This is a genomic window from Streptomyces sp. NPDC057963 (assembly GCF_042887155.1).
Taxonomy (GTDB): domain Bacteria; phylum Actinomycetota; class Actinomycetes; order Streptomycetales; family Streptomycetaceae; genus Streptomyces.
Genome location: NZ_JBHVPX010000007.1, coordinates 178198 through 197500 on the forward strand (window position 1 = coordinate 178198; position 19303 = coordinate 197500).

Annotated in this window: 17 protein-coding genes and 1 pseudogene; 11 read left to right on the forward strand and 7 right to left on the reverse strand. The window is 70.2% G+C overall.

Going from position 1 to position 19303, the window contains the following annotated elements:
- The first annotated feature begins 2 nt into the window (after window positions 1-2).
- From ACFVT1_RS18590 to ACFVT1_RS18605, 4 genes are read left to right on the forward strand one after another with little or no spacing between them, the layout of a single operon-like run.
- Complete coding sequence (locus tag ACFVT1_RS18590) at window positions 3-1250, forward strand: sensor histidine kinase (protein ID WP_389796498.1); 1248 nt, start codon at window positions 3-5, stop codon at window positions 1248-1250.
- On the forward strand, window positions 1247-1930 hold the full coding sequence (locus ACFVT1_RS18595; protein WP_389796500.1) for a response regulator: 684 nt from the start codon (window positions 1247-1249) through the stop codon (window positions 1928-1930). Before ACFVT1_RS18590 ends, ACFVT1_RS18595 begins: the two co-directional genes overlap by 4 nt.
- Window positions 1931-1988: 58 nt before the next feature.
- Entirely contained in the window at window positions 1989-2735 is a 747-nt protein-coding gene (recO, locus tag ACFVT1_RS18600) for a DNA repair protein RecO (RefSeq protein ID WP_072483560.1), read from the forward strand.
- Between the two features lie 35 nt (window positions 2736-2770).
- Window positions 2771-3592 carry an isoprenyl transferase gene (locus tag ACFVT1_RS18605; protein WP_389796504.1) on the forward strand — a complete coding sequence of 274 codons (822 nt, stop codon included), beginning with the start codon at window positions 2771-2773 and terminating at the stop codon, window positions 3590-3592.
- Window positions 3593-3632: 40 nt separating this feature from the next.
- On the opposite strand, the gene ACFVT1_RS18610 is transcribed toward ACFVT1_RS18605, so the two are convergent.
- The 4 genes from ACFVT1_RS18610 to ACFVT1_RS18625 form a co-directional block, all read right to left on the reverse strand.
- Window positions 3633-4067 carry a Fur family transcriptional regulator gene (locus ACFVT1_RS18610; protein WP_389796506.1) on the reverse strand — a complete coding sequence of 145 codons (435 nt, stop codon included), beginning with the start codon at window positions 4065-4067 and terminating at the stop codon, window positions 3633-3635.
- A 65-nt stretch (window positions 4068-4132) separates the two neighbouring features.
- Complete coding sequence (locus ACFVT1_RS18615; RefSeq protein ID WP_389796507.1) at window positions 4133-5026, reverse strand: metal ABC transporter permease; 894 nt, start codon at window positions 5024-5026, stop codon at window positions 4133-4135.
- A gap of 2 nt (window positions 5027-5028) precedes the next feature.
- Window positions 5029-5811, reverse strand: a complete 783-nt coding sequence (locus ACFVT1_RS18620) for a metal ABC transporter ATP-binding protein (RefSeq protein WP_389796944.1) — start codon at window positions 5809-5811, stop codon at window positions 5029-5031.
- A gap of 38 nt (window positions 5812-5849) precedes the next feature.
- Window positions 5850-6803 (reverse strand): metal ABC transporter substrate-binding protein, encoded by a 954-nt coding sequence (locus tag ACFVT1_RS18625; RefSeq protein ID WP_389796509.1) that lies wholly within the window; start codon window positions 6801-6803, stop codon window positions 5850-5852.
- A 208-nt stretch (window positions 6804-7011) separates the two neighbouring features.
- Here ACFVT1_RS18625 and ACFVT1_RS18630 point away from each other — a divergent pair, with 208 nt between their 5' ends.
- The 3 genes from ACFVT1_RS18630 to ACFVT1_RS18640 all read left to right on the forward strand — a co-directional run bounded on the left by ACFVT1_RS18630 (window position 7012) and on the right by ACFVT1_RS18640 (window position 9336).
- On the forward strand, window positions 7012-8394 hold the full coding sequence (locus ACFVT1_RS18630) for a glycine--tRNA ligase (RefSeq protein ID WP_389796511.1): 1383 nt from the start codon (window positions 7012-7014) through the stop codon (window positions 8392-8394).
- Between the two features lie 123 nt (window positions 8395-8517).
- Window positions 8518-8721 carry a hypothetical protein gene (locus ACFVT1_RS18635; RefSeq protein WP_389796513.1) on the forward strand — a complete coding sequence of 68 codons (204 nt, stop codon included), beginning with the start codon at window positions 8518-8520 and terminating at the stop codon, window positions 8719-8721.
- A gap of 345 nt (window positions 8722-9066) precedes the next feature.
- A complete protein-coding gene (locus tag ACFVT1_RS18640; protein WP_389796514.1) occupies window positions 9067-9336 on the forward strand; it encodes a DUF6243 family protein in 270 nt (89 codons plus the stop codon).
- Between the two features lie 97 nt (window positions 9337-9433).
- Here ACFVT1_RS18640 and ACFVT1_RS18645 read toward each other — a convergent pair.
- Window positions 9434-9706, reverse strand: a pseudogene (locus ACFVT1_RS18645) (MFS transporter); the annotation flags it as partial.
- Window positions 9707-9776: 70 nt separating this feature from the next.
- The gene (locus ACFVT1_RS18650; protein ID WP_389796516.1) at window positions 9777-11261 is read right to left on the reverse strand and encodes an MFS transporter; all 1485 of its coding nucleotides are present in this window, start codon (window positions 11259-11261) and stop codon (window positions 9777-9779) included.
- A gap of 96 nt (window positions 11262-11357) precedes the next feature.
- Between ACFVT1_RS18650 and dusB the strand changes: the two genes are divergently transcribed.
- The 4 genes from dusB (at window position 11358) to ACFVT1_RS18670 (ending at window position 18180) form a co-directional block, all read left to right on the forward strand.
- Window positions 11358-12575, forward strand: a complete 1218-nt coding sequence (gene dusB / locus ACFVT1_RS18655; RefSeq protein ID WP_389796517.1) for a tRNA dihydrouridine synthase DusB — start codon at window positions 11358-11360, stop codon at window positions 12573-12575.
- Window positions 12576-13400: 825 nt separating this feature from the next.
- Window positions 13401-16163: a pyruvate, phosphate dikinase gene (ppdK, locus tag ACFVT1_RS18660; RefSeq protein WP_389796520.1), complete on the forward strand. Its 2763-nt coding sequence runs from the start codon at window positions 13401-13403 to the stop codon at window positions 16161-16163.
- 522 nt (window positions 16164-16685) lie between these two features.
- Window positions 16686-17660, forward strand: a complete 975-nt coding sequence (locus ACFVT1_RS18665; RefSeq protein ID WP_389796521.1) for an ArsR/SmtB family transcription factor — start codon at window positions 16686-16688, stop codon at window positions 17658-17660.
- A gap of 106 nt (window positions 17661-17766) precedes the next feature.
- Window positions 17767-18180: a VOC family protein gene (locus tag ACFVT1_RS18670; protein ID WP_389796523.1), complete on the forward strand. Its 414-nt coding sequence runs from the start codon at window positions 17767-17769 to the stop codon at window positions 18178-18180.
- A gap of 61 nt (window positions 18181-18241) precedes the next feature.
- On the opposite strand, the gene ACFVT1_RS18675 is transcribed toward ACFVT1_RS18670, so the two are convergent.
- Window positions 18242-19171 carry an oxidoreductase gene (locus tag ACFVT1_RS18675; RefSeq protein WP_389796524.1) on the reverse strand — a complete coding sequence of 310 codons (930 nt, stop codon included), beginning with the start codon at window positions 19169-19171 and terminating at the stop codon, window positions 18242-18244.
- Window positions 19172-19303 lie beyond the last annotated feature (132 nt).

Sequence of the window (19303 nt, forward strand, 5' to 3'; positions counted from 1 at the left end):
GGATGGCAAGCGTGTCCCGAACCGCGCGCCGTCGTGAGCGCATCATGGCCGTCGTCAACCGCGACCCCATGGAAGCACCGCACAAATCGCGCACCGACGCCCTCATAGCCGGGGGCGCCGGTGCGCTCTCCGCCGCACTCGCCCTTCTCACCGACCCCGCCCGGTCGCCCGACGCGCTCGGCTGGGTGCTGCTCGTCGCGAGCGCCGTGCCGATCGTCTGGCGGCGGCGCAACCCGCTGCTCGCGCTGCTCGCCATGATCCCGCTCCTCGCCGCGTACCACGGGCTCGACAACGCGCACTCGGCACCGATGCCGCAGACCTGGATCGCGCTCTACACGGTGGCGGCCACCGGCCGGCCGCTGCGCACGGTGCTGACCGGGATCGGCGTCCTGGCCGTGATGGTGACGGTGGTGCTCACCATCAACACCCATCAGGGCCTGCAACTGCTGCGCATCTCCGGCTGGATCGTCGCCGTGCTGTTCTGCGGCGTCGACATGCGCGTCTACCGCCAGTACGTCGCCTCCGTGCTGGATCGCGCCGAACGCGCCGAACGCACCCGGGAGGAGGAGGCCCGGCGGCGGGTCGCCGAGGAGCGGCTGCGGATCGCCCGCGATCTGCACGACCTGCTGGCCCACAGCATCACCCTCATCGGTGTGCAGACCTCGGTCGCCTCGCACATCCTGACCGTCGACCCGGACCGGCTCGACCGGGCGGCGATCGCCGCGTCGCTGGAGGACATCGCCGGCACCTGCCGGGAGGCCAGGGCCGAGCTGCGCACCACCCTGGAGGTGCTGCGCGACGGCCGGCCCGACAGCCGCGACCCGCACGACGCCGAAGGCCCGCTGCCCGATCTGGCGGCGCTGCCCGGCCTCGTACGGGCTGCCGAGGCGGCCGGAGCCCGGGTCGACCTCGCGGTACGCGCACCGGCCGGCCGGCTCGCCCCGGCGACCGGCGCGGCCGCGTACCGCATCGTGCAGGAGTCGCTGACCAACGCGGTACGGCACGGGGGAACCGGCGTACAGGTCAGGGTCGCCGTGGCACCGGACGGCGGCAGCGCGCTGCGGGTCACCGTCACCGACGACGGCACAGGACCCCCGAAGGACGGCTCGGCACCCGGGTTCGGCATCGTGGGCATGCGGGAACGGGCCCGCAGCACGGGCGGCACGCTGGACGCGGGGCCCCGCCCCGGCGGCGGTTTCCGGGTCTCGGCGCTGCTGCCGTTCCAGGAGGAGGTGGGGGCCACACCGTGATCCGCGTACTGCTCGCCGACGACCAGACCCTGGTACGGGCGGCCTTCGCGATGCTCGTCGAGTCCGACCGGGACATGGAGGTCGTCGCCCAGGCGGGCAACGGCCTCGAAGCCGTCGAGCTGACCCGCGAGCACCGTCCCGACCTTGTCGTCATGGACATCCGGATGCCCGATCTCGACGGCATCGGGGCGACCCGCCGCATCGCCGCCGACGAACACCTCGCCGCGGTGAAGGTTCTGGTCCTGACCACGTACGACACCGATGAGCACGTCATCGACGCACTGCGCGCGGGCGCCTCCGGCTTTCTGGTCAAGGACACCAGGCCCGCCGAGCTCCTGGCCGCCATCAGGACCGTGGCGGCGGGCGAGTCCCTGCTCTCGCCCGGTCCGACCGCCCGGCTCATCGCCCGGGTGCTGAGCAGCCCCCGGACCCCGCCCGCCGGAGTGCCGGGCGGTCCGGACCGCCTCTCCGAGCGGGAGCGCCAGGTGCTCTGCCTCGTCGGGCGCGGGCTGAACAACGCCGAGATCGCCGGGACCCTCGGACTCAGCCCGCTCACCGCGAAGACCCATGTCAGCCGGATCATGGGCAAGGTCGGCGCCCGCGACCGGGCCCAGCTGGTGATCGTCGCGTACGAATCGGGCCTGGTCGTACCGGCGGCCGACGCGGCGGGCGGACGCTGAGACCGACCGGTCGCGGGGGCGGGCCAGGTGAGCCTTCCCCGTACCGGACAATGGACGCATGAGCTTGTTCCGGGACGACGGCGTGGTGCTGCGCACGCAGAAGCTGGGCGAGGCCGACCGGATCATCACGATCCTGACCCGCGGCCACGGCCGGGTGCGGGCCGTCGCGCGCGGGGTACGGCGCACGAAGTCCAAGTTCGGGGCACGGCTGGAACCTTTCTCCCACGTCGACGTGCAGTTCTTCGCCCGGGGCAGCGAGCTGATCGGCCGCGGGCTGCCGCTCTGCACCCAGAGCGAGACGATCGCCCCGTACGGCGGCGGCATCGTCACCGACTACGCCCGCTACACCGCGGGCACCGCGATGCTGGAGACCGCCGAGCGGTTCACCGACCACGAGGGCGAGCCGGCGGTCCAGCAGTACCTGCTGCTCGTCGGAGGTCTGCGCACCCTCGCACGCGGCGAGCACGAGCCGCACCTCATCCTCGACGCGTTCCTGCTGCGTTCGCTCGCCGTCAACGGCTACGCGCCCAGCTTCGAGGACTGCGCGAAGTGCGGAATGCCCGGACCGAACCGGTTCTTCTCCGTCGCGGCGGGCGGTGTCATATGCGGCGACTGCCGGGTACCCGGCAGCGTCGTACCCTCGGCTGAGGCCGTCACTCTGCTGAGCGCGCTGCTCAGCGGCGACTGGGAGACGGCGGACGCGTGCGAGGCGCGTCATGTCAGGGAGGGGAGCGGACTGGTGTCCGCCTATCTGCACTGGCACCTGGAGCGCGGGCTGCGCTCACTGCGGTACGTAGAGAAGTGACTCAGGCGGATCAGGCACAGGGAGCGAGACAGTTCATGGCAGTACGCGGGATTCTCGGCAGCCGTAACCGGCGCGACTACAAGACCCCGGAGCCGCACCCCTCCGGTGCCACGCCCCCGAAGATCCCCGGCGAGCTGGTGCCCCGGCACATCGCCGTCGTGATGGACGGCAACGGCCGCTGGGCCAAGGAACGCGGCCTGCCGCGCACCGAGGGCCACAAGGTCGGCGAGGGCGTCGTCATGGACGTCCTCAAGGGCTGCATCGAGATGGGCGTCAAGAACCTCTCGCTGTACGCGTTCTCCACCGAGAACTGGAAGCGGTCCCCGGAGGAGGTGAAGTTCCTGATGAACTTCAACCGGGACGTCATCCGCCGCCGCCGCGACGAGATGGACGAACTGGGCATCCGCATCCGCTGGGTGGGCCGCATGCCCAAGCTGTGGAAGTCCGTCGTCCAGGAGCTCCAGGTCGCCCAGGAGCAGACCAAGGACAACGACAGGATGACGCTGTACTTCTGCGTCAACTACGGCGGCCGGGCCGAGATCGCCGACGCCGCGCAGCGCCTCGCGCAGGACGTCGCGGCCGGGAGGCTGGACCCGTCGAAGGTCAACGAGAAGACGTTCGCGAAGTACATCTACTACCCGGACATGCCGGACGTCGACCTCTTCGTCCGCCCCAGTGGCGAGCAGCGCACGTCCAACTACCTGATCTGGCAGAGCGCATACGCCGAGATGGTCTTCCAGGACGTGCTGTGGCCGGACTTCGACCGCCGTGACCTCTGGCGGGCCTGCCTGGAGTACGCCCAGCGGGACCGGCGCTTCGGCGGCGCGGTGGAGGCGGCTCAGGAGCCGGCGGGCTGAGCGGCGCGGGCCCGGGGGCAGCGCCCCCGGGCCGTCGTCGTCACTCCTTCGTGCTCGCGCACTCCGCGCACGTCCCGAAGATCTCCACCGTGTGGGCCACGTTCACATACCCGTGCTGCGTGGCGATCGTCTCCGCCCACTGCTCCACCGCGGGCCCCTCGACCTCCACGGCCTTGCCGCACATCCGGCACACCAGATGGTGGTGGTGGTCCCCGGTCGAACAGCGCCGGTACACGGACTCGCCTTCCGTGGTGCGCAGCACGTCGACCTCGCCCGCGTCGGCGAGGGACTGGAGGGTGCGGTAGACGGTGGTCAGCCCGACCGAGTCGCCGCGGTGCTTGAGCACGTCGTGCAGCTCCTGGGCGCTGCGGAACTCGTCCACCTCGTCGAGCGCCGCCGCCACCGCCGCCCGCTGCCGGGTCGACCGGCCGCGTACCGGGGCCGCGTTCGTTCCACTGATCGGCGCCGTCGCCACAGCAGCCTCCTCGTGTCGCCCGTACCTGTGTCGGGCCATTGTGCCAGCCCGTCCGGGGATCACGGTCAAACCCGGAGGTCGTCCGTGGCGGGACGGGAGCCCGGTACCTCCAGAGTGCACTCCTCGGACGAGGCTTCGCCGAGCCGGGCGCGCCTCCTGGCGAGCGGGGCCGCGAGCAGTGTCAGGCCGATGAAGACCGCGATGGCCAGCAGCACGATCGTCGCGCCGGGCGGGACGTCCTGGTAGTACGAGGTCACGGTGCCGGCCAGGGTCACCGCCGTGCCGATGACGACCGACAGCACGAACGTCACCTTGAAGGACCTGGAGATCTGCTGCGCGGCCGCGACCGGCACCACCATCAGCGCGCTGACCAGCAGCAGCCCGACGACCCGCATCGCCACGGTGACGGTCACCGCCGCCGTCACGGCGACCAGCAGATTCAGCGCCCGCACCGGCAGTCCGGTGACCCGGGCGAACTCCTCGTCCTGGCTGACCGCGAACAGCTGCCGCCGCAGCCCCAGCGTCACCAGCAGCACGAAGGCGGCCAGCAGGCAGATCGCGGTGATGTCCTCGGTGGAGACCGTGGAGAGGGAGCCGAAGAGATACGAGGTGAGGTTGGCGTTGGAGCCGGTGTCGGAGAGGTTGATCAGCAGGACGCCGCCCGCCATGCCGCCGTAGAACAGCATGGCCAGCGCGATGTCGCCGCGGGTGCGTCCGTACCAGCGGATCAGCTCCATGGCGACGGCGCCGACGACGGCGACGGCCGTGGCCATCCACACCGGGCTGGTGGAGAGCAGGAAGCCGAGGCCGACACCGGTCATCGCGATGTGGCCGATGCCGTCGCCCATCAGGGCCTGGCGGCGCTGGACGAGGTAGATGCCGACGGCGGGGGCGATGACGCCGACCAGTACGGCGGCGAGCAGGGCCCGCTGCATGAACGGAGGGTCGAGGAATTCCATGATCAGCTCAGCAGTCCGGTCCGGACGGGCTCGGAGGCCGCGTGGGGGTGTACGTGGTCGTGGCCGGGCAGGGCGTGCTGGCCCAGCGCCTTCGGGGGCGGCCCGTCGTGCATCACACAGCCGTCGCGCAGCACGATCGCGCGGTCGATCAGCGGCTCCAGCGGGCCGAGCTCGTGCAGCACGAGCAGTACCGTGGTGCCGGCCGCGACCTGTTCGCGGAGTGTCGTGGCGAGGATCTCCTGGCTGGCCAGGTCGACGCCGGCCATCGGCTCGTCCATGATCAGCAGCTCCGGTTCGGCGGCCAGCGCGCGGGCGATCAGCACCCGCTGGTGCTGCCCGCCGGAGAGCGCGTCCACGGAGTCCCCGGCCCGGTCGGCGAGGCCCACGAGGCCGATGGCCCGGTCGACCGCGGCCCGGTCGGCCCTGCGGAGCAGACCCAGCTTCGTGCGGGAGAGGCGTCCGGAGGAGACGACCTCGCGGATCGTGGCGGGGACGCCGCCGGCCGCGGTGGTGCGCTGGGGTACGTAGCCGACCCGCGCCCAGGAGCGGAAGCGGCGCAGCGGGGTGCCGAACAGCTCGACGGAGCCGCCGGTGAGCGGGACCTGACCGATGACGGAGCGTACGGCGGTCGACTTGCCCGAGCCGTTGGCGCCGAGCAGGGCGACGACCTCGCCGCGGTGGACGGTGACATCGATGCCGCGCAGCACCGGACGCGCGCCGAGCGTGGCCGTGGCGCCGCGCAGGGTTATCACGGGGTCGGTCGTGGTGCTCCCGGACTCGGGCATGAGCGCCTCCGATGCTGCTGTGGCGGGTGGTTCGTGGGTCACTTCGCGCCGAGCGCCTTCTGCAGGGCCGCGAGGTTGGACTGCATGACTTCGATGTAGTCGGCGCCCTGGGACCTGTCCGTGATTCCCTCCAGCGGGTCCAGGACGCCGGTCTTCAGGCCGGTGTCCCGGGCGAGGGTCTTCGCGGTCTTGTCGCTGGCGAGCGTCTCGAAGAATACGGTGGAGACCTTGTTCTTCTCCGCGATGGTGTGGATCTCCTTGATCCGGGCGGGGCTGGGCTCGGCCTCGGGGTCGACGCCCGCGATGCCCTCCTGGGTCAGGCCGTAGCGCTCGGCGAGGTACCCGAAGGCGGAGTGGGTGGTGATGAACGTCTTGGTGGCGGTGTTCTTCAGCCCGTTCGTGTACGCCGTGTTCAGGCCGTCGAGCCTGGTGACCAGCGCGTCCGTGTTCTTCCGGTAGTCCGCGGCGTGGTCGGGGTCGGTCTTCTCCAGGGCCTTCCCGACGCCCTTGGCGACCTCGGCGTACTTCACCGGGTCCAGCCAGATGTGGGGGTCGGCCCCGGCCTCGTCGCCGTGGTGCTCGTGACCGTGCTCGTCGGCGCCGGTCTCGGTGCCGTGGTCCTCCAGCGTGGTGAGCTTCGAGGCGTCGACGACGTCCTTCGAGCCGGACTGCCCGATGGCGTCGTCGACGGCGGGCTGGATGCCCTTGAGGTAGACGATGAAGTCGGCGTCGGAGAGTCCGCCGATCTGCCGCGGGCTGAGCTCCAGGTCGTGCGGCTCGACGCCCGGCTTGGTCAGGGTGGTGACGGAGACGTGCTTCCCGCCGATCTGCTCGGCCAGGAACTGCATCGGATAGAACGACGCCACCACGTTCAGCTTGTCGCCGTTCTTGTGGCCGGCGGTGTCCGAGGCGGAGCAGGCGGTGAGGGCGGTGAGGCCGAGGACGGCTGCTCCGGCGACGGCAGCGGTGGGTATGAGGCGGCTTACGTTCATGACAGTCATTTTCAACAAAAGTGGAAACGATTGTCAACAAGGCTGATGAGATGACTGCGCGACCGTCCGCGCCGATACCGATTTGATCGAAGGGGCGTGCCCGCCGGTAATCTGAAGCATTCGCCCGCCCGTCTCCCGACCACCACCCCCCACCGAGGCGCTTCGCGCCACCCCTGTCCAATTTCGCCGTCGTAATGAAGAGAGCACCGTGGCCGCCGACAAGATCGACTCCATCGTCAGCCTGAGCAAGCGCCGTGGCTTCGTCTATCCCTGCAGTGAGATCTACGGTGGCCAGCGCGCCGCCTGGGACTACGGGCCGCTGGGCGTCGAGATGAAGGAGAACCTCAAGCGCCAGTGGTGGCGCTACATGGTCACCGCGCGCGAGGACGTGGTCGGACTCGACTCGTCGGTCATCCTGGCCCCCGAGGTGTGGGTCGCCTCCGGTCACGTCGCCACGTTCTCCGACCCGCTGACCGAGTGCACCTCCTGTCACAAGCGCTTCCGCGCCGACCACCTGGAGGAGGCGTACGAGGAGAAGCACGGCCACGCGCCCGCGAACGGCCTGACCGAGCTCAACTGCCCGAACTGCGGCAACAAGGGCACCTTCACCGAGCCCAAGCAGTTCTCGGGTCTGCTCTCCACCCACCTCGGCCCCACCCAGGACTCCGGCTCGGTCGCCTACCTGCGCCCCGAGACCGCGCAGGGCATCTTCACCAACTTCGGCCAGGTGCAGCAGACGTCGCGCAAGAAGCCGCCGTTCGGTATCGCCCAGATGGGCAAGTCCTTCCGGAACGAGATCACTCCGGGCAACTTCATCTTCCGCACCCGCGAGTTCGAGCAGATGGAGATGGAGTTCTTCGTCAAGCCGGGCGAGGACGAGGAGTGGCAGCAGTACTGGATGGACCAGCGCTGGAACTGGTACACGGACCTCGGCATGCGCGAGGAGAACATGCGCTGGTACGAGCACCCGGCGGAGAAGCTCTCGCACTACTCCAAGCGCACCGCCGACATCGAGTACCGCTTCCGCTTCGGCGGCAGTGAGTGGGGCGAGCTGGAGGGCGTCGCCAACCGCACGGACTACGACCTCAAGGCGCACTCCAAGGCCTCGGGCACGGACCTGTCCTTCTTCGACCAGGAGGCCGGCGAGCGCTGGACTCCGTACGTCATCGAGCCGGCGGCCGGTGTCGGCCGCGCGATGCTCGCCTTCCTCCTCGACGCCTACATCGAGGACGAGGCGCCCAACGCCAAGGGCGTCATGGAGAAGCGCACCGTGATGCGTCTCGACCCGCGCCTCGCGCCGGTCAAGGTCGCCGTCCTGCCGCTGTCCCGCAACCCGCAGCTGTCGCCGAAGGCCAAGGGCCTCGCCACCGACCTGCGGAAGAACTGGAACATCGAGTTCGACGACGCGGGCGCCATCGGCCGCCGCTACCGCCGCCAGGACGAGATCGGTACGCCGTTCTGCGTCACCGTCGACTTCGACACCCTCGACGACAACGCGGTGACCGTGCGCGAGCGCGACACCATGAAGCAGGAGCGCGTCTCCCTGGACCAGATCCAGGCCTACCTCGGCGCCCGGCTGCTGGGCTGCTGACGCACCGCGGTTTCCCGGCGAGGCCCCCGGTTCCCCGTACCCCGTACGGAACCGGGGGCTTCGTTGCACACTGGGCGGACGCGCTCATGCGCCCGCGCGCCCATGCGTCGACAGGAGGCTCGGATGCCGTCCATGACCACGAGCAAGGTCAGCAGATGGGACCAGCACGGCCGTGAACACATCGTCCATGTGCGGAAGTCGGGGACGCAGCGGCAGCTGAGCTGCGACACCTGCGACTGGCGCAAGGGCGTGCAGTTCCTGCCCTGGCTCAAGGCCGAGGAACACCTCGCCGAGGCCCACCGGGCAACGGTCGACCGGACCGCCTGAGCGGGCCGCGGCGCCGCGGCCCGGCCGCGCGGCGACCGCCGGGTCGCCCACGGCGAACGTCCGGCGGCGGACGCCAACGGCGGCGGACGCGTACGGTCTCGGACGCGTACGTCCGGCGTCGCCCGCGAACGTCCGGCCGCGCCCGCGAACGGCGGCGCCCGCCAGGGCCGCCGGGCGGGCGGAAAACCGGATGCCGGGCCCGTTCCGGCCGGGGTACCGTTCGGGTATGTCTTCGTTCTTCCAGATCTACGAGTGAGAGCGCGGCGGGCTCGACCACCCGCCGCCCATCGGACCGATTTCCAGGTCGTCCCCGACCTCATTTCTCACCACGAATGGGAGAACCCCGTGGCCAAGAGCCGCAACAACCTCCTCGGTGTGGGCGGACAGCGCAAGAAGCTGTCCCGCGCCGAACAGCAGGGCGCGGGCACCGCGCGCGATGCCGACCGCAAGGCGGCCGCCGACCAGAAGCAGGAGCTGCTGCGCAAGATGCGTGAGCGTGCGCAGTCGGAACCCGCCTCCGCGCAGGCGACCCCGTCCGCCGCGCGGAACGAGCCGTCCTCGGACGACCCGGCGCAGCCGGGTGCGACCGGGCAGGACGGCCCGGCGCAGAGCTGACACCTCCTCATCACCCGTACGACCGTGGGCCCGGATCACCTTGGAGTGATCCGGGCCCACGCCCATGCCCGCGCCCCTCGCTGTTCCGCGCTCGCGCCACCGTGCGCGGCAGCCGCAGGCTCAGCAGCGTCGTCAGCGCCACGGCGGCCAGTTGCACCAGCAGCGTCACGGCCAGCGCGTCCCGCATCCCCGCATCCCCGAATCCGGGACGAGGGAGAGGAACAGCGTGCCGAGTGTGGCCACGCCCAGCGCCAGCGCCGCCTGCTGAGTCGTCGTCATCACCCCGCCGCCCACACCGGCCCCGCGCGGCCGGTACGTCGGAGAGCACGATGCGGAACAGGACGGGCAGGTGCAGCCCCTGCCCGAACCCCGTCGGCCGGGCCGCGGATGGTGGCGTACACCCCCGCCGACGAGGAGACCAGGCAGCGGCTGTTCCGCCTTCAGGCCCTGGAGCTCGCCGACGCCTGATCCCCGGCCGGGGCGCCCGCCATTGCCTCCAGGCGCTCCGCCGTCCGGCGCGCCGTCCTCCGCGCCCACCGCCCGCTGGTCAGCGTGCCCATCAGCAGGACGCACAGCCCGCATCCGGCGATGATCCACCAGGCGGGCTTGCTCGCGTCCACGAACGCGGTGGCGTACCCGGCGCCGCGCGGGGACCCGGCACCGGCCACCCCCGCCGCCAGCACCGCACCGATCACGGCGACCCCGAGCGTCCCGCCGACCTGCCGGCTGGTCGAGGCGACCGCCGCCGCCACACCGGCCTGCGAGCGCGGCATCCCGGAGACGGCCGTGTTGGTGATCGGCGCGTTGACCATGCCGAAGCCGAGGCCGAACAGCACGTAGCCGGTGAACAGCAGGACGTTGTCCGTCTCCGCGTCGAGCACGGCGAACAGCAGCCCGCACGCCGTCATGGCCACGCCCGCCACGAGCAGCGAAAGCCGCGGCCCCCGGCTGCCGACCAGCCGCCCGGACAGCGGTGCGCAGACGAAGGTCAGGGCCGCCATCGGCAGCATGTACAGACCGGCGTGCAGCGCGCTCAGACCGCGCACGTTCTGCAGGTACAGCGTGTTGAGGAAGAGGAACCCGCTCAGCGCGGCGAAGGCGCAGACCGCGATGACGGTGGCCCCGCTGAACGGGGCGCTGTGGAAGAACCGCAGGTCGATGAGGGGATCGGCGCGCCTGGGCTCGTACAGCAGCAGCCCGGCGACCGCGCAGGCGGCGAGCGCGGCGAACGTCAGGATGCGTGCCGAGGTCCAGCCCGCCGAGGGCGCCTCGATGATCGCGTACGTCAGTGAACCGAGCAGCGCGATCACCAGCAGCTGCCCCACGGGGTCGGGGCGGCGCGGCTTCGGCGCGCGGGACTCGGGGACGTAGCGCCAGGTGAGCAGCAGCGCGACGAGACCGACCGGCAGATTGATCCAGAAGATCGACCGCCAGCCCACCGAGTCCACCAGAAGGCCGCCGACCACGGGCCCCGCCGCCATGGAGATGCCGACGACCCCGCCCCACACCCCGATGGCGCGGGCCCGCTCGCGCGGGTCGGTGAAGGTGTTGGTGATGATCGACATTGCGACGGGGTTGAGCATCGAACCGCCCACCGCCTGCACCATCCGGAACGCCACCAGCGACTCCAGGTTCGGCGCCAGGGAGCAGAGCACCGAGCCGAGAGTGAAGAGGACGAGCCCGGTCTTGAAGACCTTCCGGCGCCCGATCCGGTCGGCGGTGGAGCCCGCGAGCATCAGCAGCGAGGCGAGGACAAGGGTGTAGGCGTCGATCGTCCACTGCATGCCCGCGACGGTGGCGTGCAGTTCCTTCTGCATGGAGGGCAGGGCGACGTTGAGGACCGTGTTGTCGAGACTGACGATCAGCAGGCTCATACAACAGATCGCCAGAACCAGTTGACGTCGGCGGGGGCTCAGCTCAGGCATATATGGATAGTACGGTTAACTAATGAATTTCGCTGCCCGTCCGGCCCGTGTCCGGTGCGACAAGGTCTGTTCCGCGCCGTACGCGACAATGGAGCAATGACCACGCTCGCCCCCTCGCTCCCGCAGCTCCGGATCGGCCCGCACACGGTGCAGCCGCCCGTGGTGCTCGCCCCCATGGCCGGCATCACCAACGCCCCCTTCCGCACCCTGTGCCGGGAGTTCTCCGGCGGCAAGGGGCTGTTCGTCAGCGAGATGATCACCACCCGGGCTCTGGTCGAGCGCAACGAGAAGACCATGCAGCTCATCCACTTCGACGCGACCGAGACCCCGCGCTCGATCCAGCTGTACGGAGTCGACCCGGTCACGGTCGGCAAGGCCGTCCGCATGATCGTGGACGAGGACCTCGCCGACCACATCGACCTGAATTTCGGCTGCCCGGTCCCCAAGGTGACCCGCAAGGGCGGCGGCTCGGCGCTCCCTTACAAGCGGCCGCTGCTGCGCGCGATCCTCCACCAGGCGGTCTCCAACGCGGGTGACCTCCCGGTCACGATCAAGATGCGCAAGGGCATCGACGACGACCACATCACCTATCTGGACGCGGGCCGGATCGCGGTCGAGGAGGGCGTCACGGCCGTCGCCCTGCACGGCAGGACGGCCGCTCAGCACTACGGCGGCACCGCCGACTGGGACGCCATCGCCCGCCTCAAGGAGCACGTCCCGGAGATTCCCGTCCTCGGCAACGGCGACATCTGGTGTGCGGACGACGCCCGCCGGATGATGCGCGAGACCGGCTGCGACGGTGTGGTCGTGGGGCGTGGCTGCCTGGGCCGCCCCTGGCTCTTCGGTGACCTGGTGAGGGCCTTCGAGGGTACGGAGCCGGGGCCGGCGCCGGCCCCCGGTGGAAACCCGGCGACCGCCCCCGCCCCCGGTCAGGGCGGGCCCCCTGCCGGGGCGGCGCCCGGTCTGCGCGAGGTCGCCGGCATCATGCTCCGGCACGCGACGCTGCTGGGGGAGTGGATCGGTGACGAGACCCGGGGTGTGATCGACTTCCGCAAGCATGTCGCCTGGTACCTCAAGGGCTTCTCGGTCGGCTCGGAGATGCGCAAGAAACTGGCGATCACCTCGTCGCTGGAGGAGCTGGGCGGGCAGTTGCAGGAGCTGGACCTGGACCAGCCGTGGCCGGACGGCGCGGACGGGCCTCGCGGACGCACCTCGGGCAACAACCGGGTGGTTCTGCCGGACGGCTGGCTGAAGGACCCGTACGACTGCGCGGGCGTGAGCGCGGACGCGGAGCTGGACACGTCGGGCGGCTGAGGAAGGGCTGACCCCGCCCCCGCGAGTGCTTCCGAGGCCCCGAAGAGCCTGTGCGGGCTCCCCGGGGCCCCTTTTCGCGCCCTCCGCTCCCCGGGCCCCTCTCGCGCTCCTGGGCTCCTCTCGCGCTCCCGGGCTCCGGACCTCCGGCCCCCGGACCTCCGCCCCTCCGGGCCCCGCCCCTCCGGGTCCGCTCTTGCGCCCCCGGCCCCCGGCCCCCGGACCTCCGGGTCCGCTCCGCCCCGTGGCACTTCAGGGGCGCACCACCCCGCAGGCACCGCGTGCCGCTTCGCATGCCCCGCTCATTTGAGCGCAGAATCTGGCCGGATTCGGCGATTTTCGGCCGTGGATCGGTCTCGAAGGTGCCCCATCGCACCTCGCCAGCCCCCATCTGTTCACACCTGGCTGCTTCTCCATGACCAGTGAGTGACCGGGAGCCGCTGGTTGCACGTCCGGATGGTGACATCTGAGCGCTGTTCGTAAAGTGATTCTCGCCACCCCGAGAGCTGGAGTGCTCAGATGAGCGCAATTCTGAGGGCTGCATTTCTCAAATGATGGCACTGGGTGCCAATGAGCTCCACTTTGATCGATCGACGCTTCCGTTGCTCCGTGTGACCAATTCGCGAGATATTGATTGCATCGAGTGTTTATTCATTCAAGAAGTGAAGGCATTCCTCTGATCGAGGGACGGGGCAGGTCACTTTCGATCTGCTGGCGGACGGGTGGTTGACGCCTCATGACGCACAAGTGGACGTACCCAGACACCTTCGATCTGGGTATGTTCCTCGCCGTCAGGGCAGCCACCGCGTCCTCGAGGAGTCGAGACCCGTGTCGGAAAACAAAGATCCCCACGTATCCACCCCGGAATCCCGGGAGGCCCAGGGCCAGAAGTTCGTTTACGACTTCACCGAGGGCAACAAGGATCTGAAGGACCTCCTCGGCGGGAAGGGTGCCAACCTCGCCGAGATGACCAATCTCGGACTCCCCGTCCCGCCGGGATTCACCATCACCACCGAGGCGTGCAAGGTCTACCTCGACAGCGGCGAGGAGCCGGCGGAGCTCCGGGGCGAGGTCAGCGCGCATCTCGACGCGCTTGAGGCGCGGATGGGCAAGAAGCTCGGCCAGGCGGACGACCCGCTGCTGGTCTCGGTCCGCTCCGGTGCGAAGTTCTCGATGCCCGGCATGATGGACACGGTCCTCAACATCGGCCTCTCCGACGAGTCCGTGGCCGGTCTCGCCGTCCAGGCGGGCGACGAGCGGTTCGCGTGGGACTCCTACCGCCGCCTCATCCAGATGTTCGGCAAGACCGTCCTCGGCGTCGACGGCGACCTCTTCGAGGAGGCGCTGGAGTCGGCGAAGGAGGCCAAGGGAGTCACCGTCGACGTGGATCTCGACGCGGCCGACCTGAAGAAGCTGGTCAAGCAGTTCAAGAAGATCGTCTCGCGGGACGCCGGACGTGACTTCCCGCAGGACCCGCGCGACCAGATGGACCTGGCCATAAAGGCCGTCTTCGACTCGTGGAACACCGACCGGGCCAAGCTCTACCGCCGCCAGGAGCGCATCCCCGGCGACCTCGGCACGGCCGTCAACGTCTGCTCGATGGTCTTCGGCAACCTCGGCCCCGACTCCGGTACGGGTGTCGCGTTCACCCGCGACCCCGCCAGCGGCCACCAGGGCGTCTACGGCGACTACCTGCAGAACGCGCAGGGCGAGGACGTCGTCGCGGGTATCCGCAACACCGTGCCGCTCGCCGAGCTGGAGTCGATCGACAAGAAGTCGTACGACCAGCTGATGCAGATCATGAATACCCTCGAAACGCACTACAAGGACCTGTGCGACATCGAGTTCACCATCGAGCGCGGCCAGCTGTGGATGCTCCAGACCCGGGTCGGCAAGCGCACCGCCGGTGCCGCCTTCCGGATCGCCACCCAGCTCGTCGACCAGGGCCTGATCGACGAGGCCGAGGCCCTTCAGCGGGTCAACGGGGCGCAGCTGGCGCAGCTGATGTTCCCGCGCTTCGACGACACCGGAGCCGTCGACGGGAAGGGGCCGGAGCTGCTCGGTCGCGGTATCGCCGCCTCGCCGGGCGCCGCGGTCGGCAAGGCCGTCTTCGACTCGTACACCGCGGTGAAGTGGTCGCGGTCCGGCGAGAAGGTCATCCTCATCCGCCGCGAGACCAACCCCGACGACCTGGACGGCATGATCGCGGCCGAGGGCATCCTGACCTCGCGCGGCGGGAAGACCTCGCACGCCGCCGTCGTCGCCCGCGGCATGGGCAAGACCTGTGTCTGCGGCGCCGAGGAGCTCGAAGTCGACACCAAGCGCCGCCGGATGACGGTGGACGGCCGGGTCATCGAGGAGGGGGACGTCGTCTCCATCGACGGCTCCACCGGCAAGGTGTACCTCGGTGAGGTCCCGGTCGTGCCGTCCCCGGTCGTCGAGTACTTCGAGGGCCGGATGCACGCGGGCGCCGACGACGCCGACGAGCTGGTGGCCGCCGTGCACCGGATCATGGCGTACGCGGACCGGGTGCGCCGGCTGCGGGTGCGGGCCAACGCCGACAACGCCGAGGACGCGCTGCGGGCCCGTCGCTTCGGCGCTCAGGGCATCGGCCTGTGCCGTACCGAGCACATGTTCCTCGGTGAGCGTCGCGAGATGGTCGAGAAGCTGATCCTCGCCCACACCGACGCCGAGCGCGAGACCGCGCTGGAGGAGCTGCTCCCGCTCCAGAAGGCGGACTTCATCGAGCTGTTCGAGGCGATGGACGGACTGCCCGTCACCGTACGGCTGCTCGACCCGCCGCTGCACGAGTTCCTGCCCGACATCACCGAGCTCTCGGTCCGGGTCGCGCTCGCCGAGTCCCGCAAGGACGCCAACGAGAACGACCTGCGCCTGCTCCAGGCCGTGCACAAGCTGCACGAGCAGAACCCGATGCTCGGTCTGCGCGGGGTCCGTCTCGGTCTCGTCATCCCCGGCCTGTTCGCCATGCAGGTACGGGCGATCGCCGAGGCCGCGGCCGAACGCAGGAACGCCAAGGGCGACCCGCGCGTCGAGATCATGATTCCGCTGGTCGGCACGGTCCAGGAGCTGGAGATCGTCCGCGAGGAGGCCGACCGGGTCATCGCCGAGGTCGAGGCCGCCACCGGCACCCGGCTGAAGCTGACCATCGGCACGATGATCGAGCTGCCGCGCGCCGCGCTGACCGCCGGTCAGATCGCCGAGGCCGCACAGTTCTTCTCCTTCGGTACGAACGACCTGACTCAGACGGTGTGGGGCTTCTCCCGTGACGACGTGGAGGCCTCGTTCTTCACCGCGTACCTGGAGAAGGGGATCTTCGGGGTGTCGCCGTTCGAGACGATCGACAAGGACGGTGTCGGTTCGCTGGTCCGCAGCGCCGTCGCGGCCGGCCGGGCCACCCGCCCGGACCTGAAGCTCGGCGTCTGCGGCGAGCACGGCGGCGACCCTGAGTCGGTGCACTTCTTCCACGAGGTGGGTCTGGACTACGTGTCCTGCTCCCCGTTCCGCATCCCCGTCGCCCGCCTGGAGGCGGGCCGGGCGGCGGCGGACTCGACGGGCAGCGACAGCCGCTGATCCGGCATCCGATCCCCTGATCCGGAGCCGTCGCCGGCTCACCCGTACCCTCATCGGCCCGGCGGCGGCTCCGGAACCACCGGAGGCGGTGGCACCCTGTGCGGGGGTGCCGCCGCCTCGTTCCGTTCTGGGGAAAAGGTTGTTCGACGCTGTTCCTTTTCTCGTTCGATACGCAACGTTCGTTCAATACGCGAAGACCTGTTCCGCAGCGGACCGAAGGCCCGCGCCCGGAACGGACCGGGGTGCGGCCCATGGATCCCCACCCATGGGCCGCACCCGGCTTACCCCCGTCGGGTACGGAGCCGCACCGTTGCGCACCGCCGCCGAACGAGCAAAACCCCCCACGGCCTTCACTCGCTCTTCCGGTGGCTCCGGATTCGTACCCGACGTCGTACAGCTTTTCGGGTGATGGTGTGCGCGGGCGAGACGTTTCACCTCTGGCCGAAACCCCGTGGTGACGTGCTGTTACGGGTCGCCTACCCTTGGATGGGGGCAATTGCACGTGCAACAGGTGGGGGTTCGGTGCTGCGTATCCACATGTCCGGAGCGGACCTTTCCAAAGTGCGGATGGCCACCCGGCCGGATGCGCTGTGGGAAACCATTCTGAGTTTCCATCGGCTGAGGGACCGGCGCGGTTCCACGGTGTTCGGGAAATGGCGTACGGAAACCCGGCCCAGGTTGAATGGTGAAGTACGCCTGCTGGCCGCCATGATTCCACCGCGCGGCTATTTCCCGGATTTTCTGACGCCTTCTCAGGAAAGCAGTGAGCCCTACGGCTTCGACGCCGGAATGGAGGTGCTGCGTGGCACCCCGTCCGGGCGGATACGCGCCGAACTCGCCCTGCTGGCCGCCGAACACCGCGAGACGCGCCGCCCCTGGAGCGGGCGCATCGAGTCGCTCGACCGGCTCGTCGGCGTCCTGCGCAGCTACCACCGCGCCGCGATCGAGCCCTACTGGCCGCACATCCAGGCGAGCGTCGAGGCCGACCGCGCCGTCCGCGGCCGCGCGCTCCTGGACGGCGGCGCGGACGAGCTGCTCGCCTCCCTCCCGCCCATGATCCGCTGGCGGGCCCCCGTGCTGGAGGCGGACTACCCCGTCGACCGCGAACTCCGCCTGGACGGGCGGGGGTTACTGCTCCAGCCGTCCTTCTTCTGTCGCGTCACCCCGGTCGTCTACCGCGATCCGCAACTCCCGCCGGTCCTCGTCTACCCGGTCACCCACTCCCGCGCCCCGGTCTTCGCCGAACCGGGCCCCTGGCTCGGCCGGCTCCTCGGCCACACCCGCTCGACGGTCCTGAGAGCCATCGGCAACGGCTGCACGACCAGCGAACTCGCCCGCCGCGCGGGGGTCTCCCTCGCCTCGGCCAGCCAGCACGCCTGTGTGCTGCGCGAGGCGGGACTGATCCACACCCTGCGGCACGGCAGCTCGGTCCTGCACACACTGACCCCGCTGGGCGGATCGCTGCTCCGGGGCGGCGCACCGCTCGCCATGTCCTGACGACCGCAGGCGCGTAATATTTGTTCCGCCGGTACCGATGAGTTCCGCGCAGCGCCGCCGTCTACCTGTCACAAAACGTTCGCACACCAGAGGGAACGGGACGGCCATGCCTCAGATGATCTTTGTGAACCTGCCGGTCAAGAACCTTGAGACGACCAAGGCCTTCTTCGGCAAGCTCGGCTTCTCGTGCAATCCGCAGTTCAGTGACGAGAACACCGCATGTCTCGTCATCAGCGACACGATCTTCGCCATGCTCCTCACGGAGCCCCGCTTCAAGGAGTTCACCAAGAAGGAGATCACCGACTCCTCGAAGTCCACCGAGGTGATCCTCGCCCTGAGCGCCGAGAGCCGCGCGAGGGTGGACGAGCTGGTCGACACGGCCCTCGCCTCCGGTGGCTCGCCCGCCAACGAGCCGGTGGACTACGGCCACATGTACGGCCGTTCCTTCCAGGACCCGGACCACCACATCTGGGAGGTCATGTGGATGGACCCCGCCGCCGTCGAGGGCCGGCAGGGCTGAGCCGGTCGACGGCGAGCGGGTGAGCAGGTGGTGAGCGGGTGAGCAGGCGGGCGGGTGGGCCTCAGGGCGTGAGGCCCGGATACGTCACCCCGGTGAGCTGCTCGGACGCCACCCAGAGCCGCTCGCCCGCCACGTCGTTCAGCGTCCAGCCCGCCCGCCAGGACGGGGCCGGCGCACCGCGCCAGCTCAGCAGCCTCGGGCCGGTGAACGAGTCGGGGCGCACGCCGGGCGCGGTGGCCGCGTACAGAGTGGGCAGCGCACCGGCCGACGCGGGCTGGGCGATGAGCCGGTTGCCGAGCTCGACCACCCGTTCCGCCGCCTTGCGGTTCTCCATCCGGACGCCCGCCGTCTGCAGATTGGTCGCCGCGTACCCGGGGTGCGCGGCGGCGGCCACCACCTCGGAACCGGCGGCCGCCAGACGCCGCGCCAGCTCGTGGACGAAGAGCAGATTGGCGGTCTTCGAGCGGCCGTAGGCGATCCACCGGCGGTAGTTCCGCTCGCTGTTGAGATCCCCCATGTCGATGTCGGACAGGGCGTGCATGCCGCTGGAGACGCTCACCACGCGCGCCCCGGGGGTGCCGAGGAGTTTCGGCAGCAGCAGCCCGGTGAGGGCGAAGTGTCCCAGGTGGTTGACGCCGAACTGCCTCTCGAAGCCGTCGGCCGTCTTCCCGTACGGAAGAGCCATCACACCCGCGTTGTTGATCAGCAGATCGATCCGCTCGGGCATGTGGGCCGCCGCGCACGCGCGTACGGATTCCAGATCGGCCAGATCGAGCGGTACGAACGCCACGTCCGCGCCGGTCACGGCCGCCCGGATGCGCGACGCGGCCTCCTTGCCGCGCGTCTCGTCACGGCAGGCGAGCAGCACCCGCGCGCCGCGCCGGGCCAGTTCCCGTGCCGTGATCAACCCGATGCCGCTGTTGGCCCCGGTGACCACGGCCGTACGGCCGCTCTGATCGGGGATGTCGCTCGCGTTCCAGCCCTGGCTCATGGGTCAAGCGTACGGCCGCGCGCGCGGCGGGAGCGGGCCGGGCCCAACCGCGGAACTCCCCAAGCCGGTAAGGAGGTTCGGCGACCGTTCCGCCGCGACGGTCCCGGGATCGGGGCGACGCGGTTGGACGGG

Coding starts and splice junctions, on each gene's coding strand:
- ACFVT1_RS18675 (WP_389796524.1), bottom strand. CDS start 19,171: ATGAGCCAGGGCTGGAACGCGAGCGACATCCCCGATCAGAGCGGCCGT.
- recO (WP_072483560.1), top strand. CDS start 1,989: ATGAGCTTGTTCCGGGACGACGGCGTGGTGCTGCGCACGCAGAAGCTG.
- ACFVT1_RS18650 (WP_389796516.1), bottom strand. CDS start 11,261: ATGCCTGAGCTGAGCCCCCGCCGACGTCAACTGGTTCTGGCGATCTGT.
- ACFVT1_RS18615 (WP_389796507.1), bottom strand. CDS start 5,026: ATGGAATTCCTCGACCCTCCGTTCATGCAGCGGGCCCTGCTCGCCGCC.
- dusB (WP_389796517.1), top strand. CDS start 11,358: ATGACCACGCTCGCCCCCTCGCTCCCGCAGCTCCGGATCGGCCCGCAC.
- ACFVT1_RS18590 (WP_389796498.1), top strand. CDS start 3: ATGGCAAGCGTGTCCCGAACCGCGCGCCGTCGTGAGCGCATCATGGCC.
- ACFVT1_RS18620 (WP_389796944.1), bottom strand. CDS start 5,811: ATGCCCGAGTCCGGGAGCACCACGACCGACCCCGTGATAACCCTGCGC.
- ACFVT1_RS18605 (WP_389796504.1), top strand. CDS start 2,771: ATGGCAGTACGCGGGATTCTCGGCAGCCGTAACCGGCGCGACTACAAG.
- ACFVT1_RS18625 (WP_389796509.1), bottom strand. CDS start 6,803: ATGAACGTAAGCCGCCTCATACCCACCGCTGCCGTCGCCGGAGCAGCC.
- ACFVT1_RS18670 (WP_389796523.1), top strand. CDS start 17,767: ATGCCTCAGATGATCTTTGTGAACCTGCCGGTCAAGAACCTTGAGACG.
- ACFVT1_RS18635 (WP_389796513.1), top strand. CDS start 8,518: ATGCCGTCCATGACCACGAGCAAGGTCAGCAGATGGGACCAGCACGGC.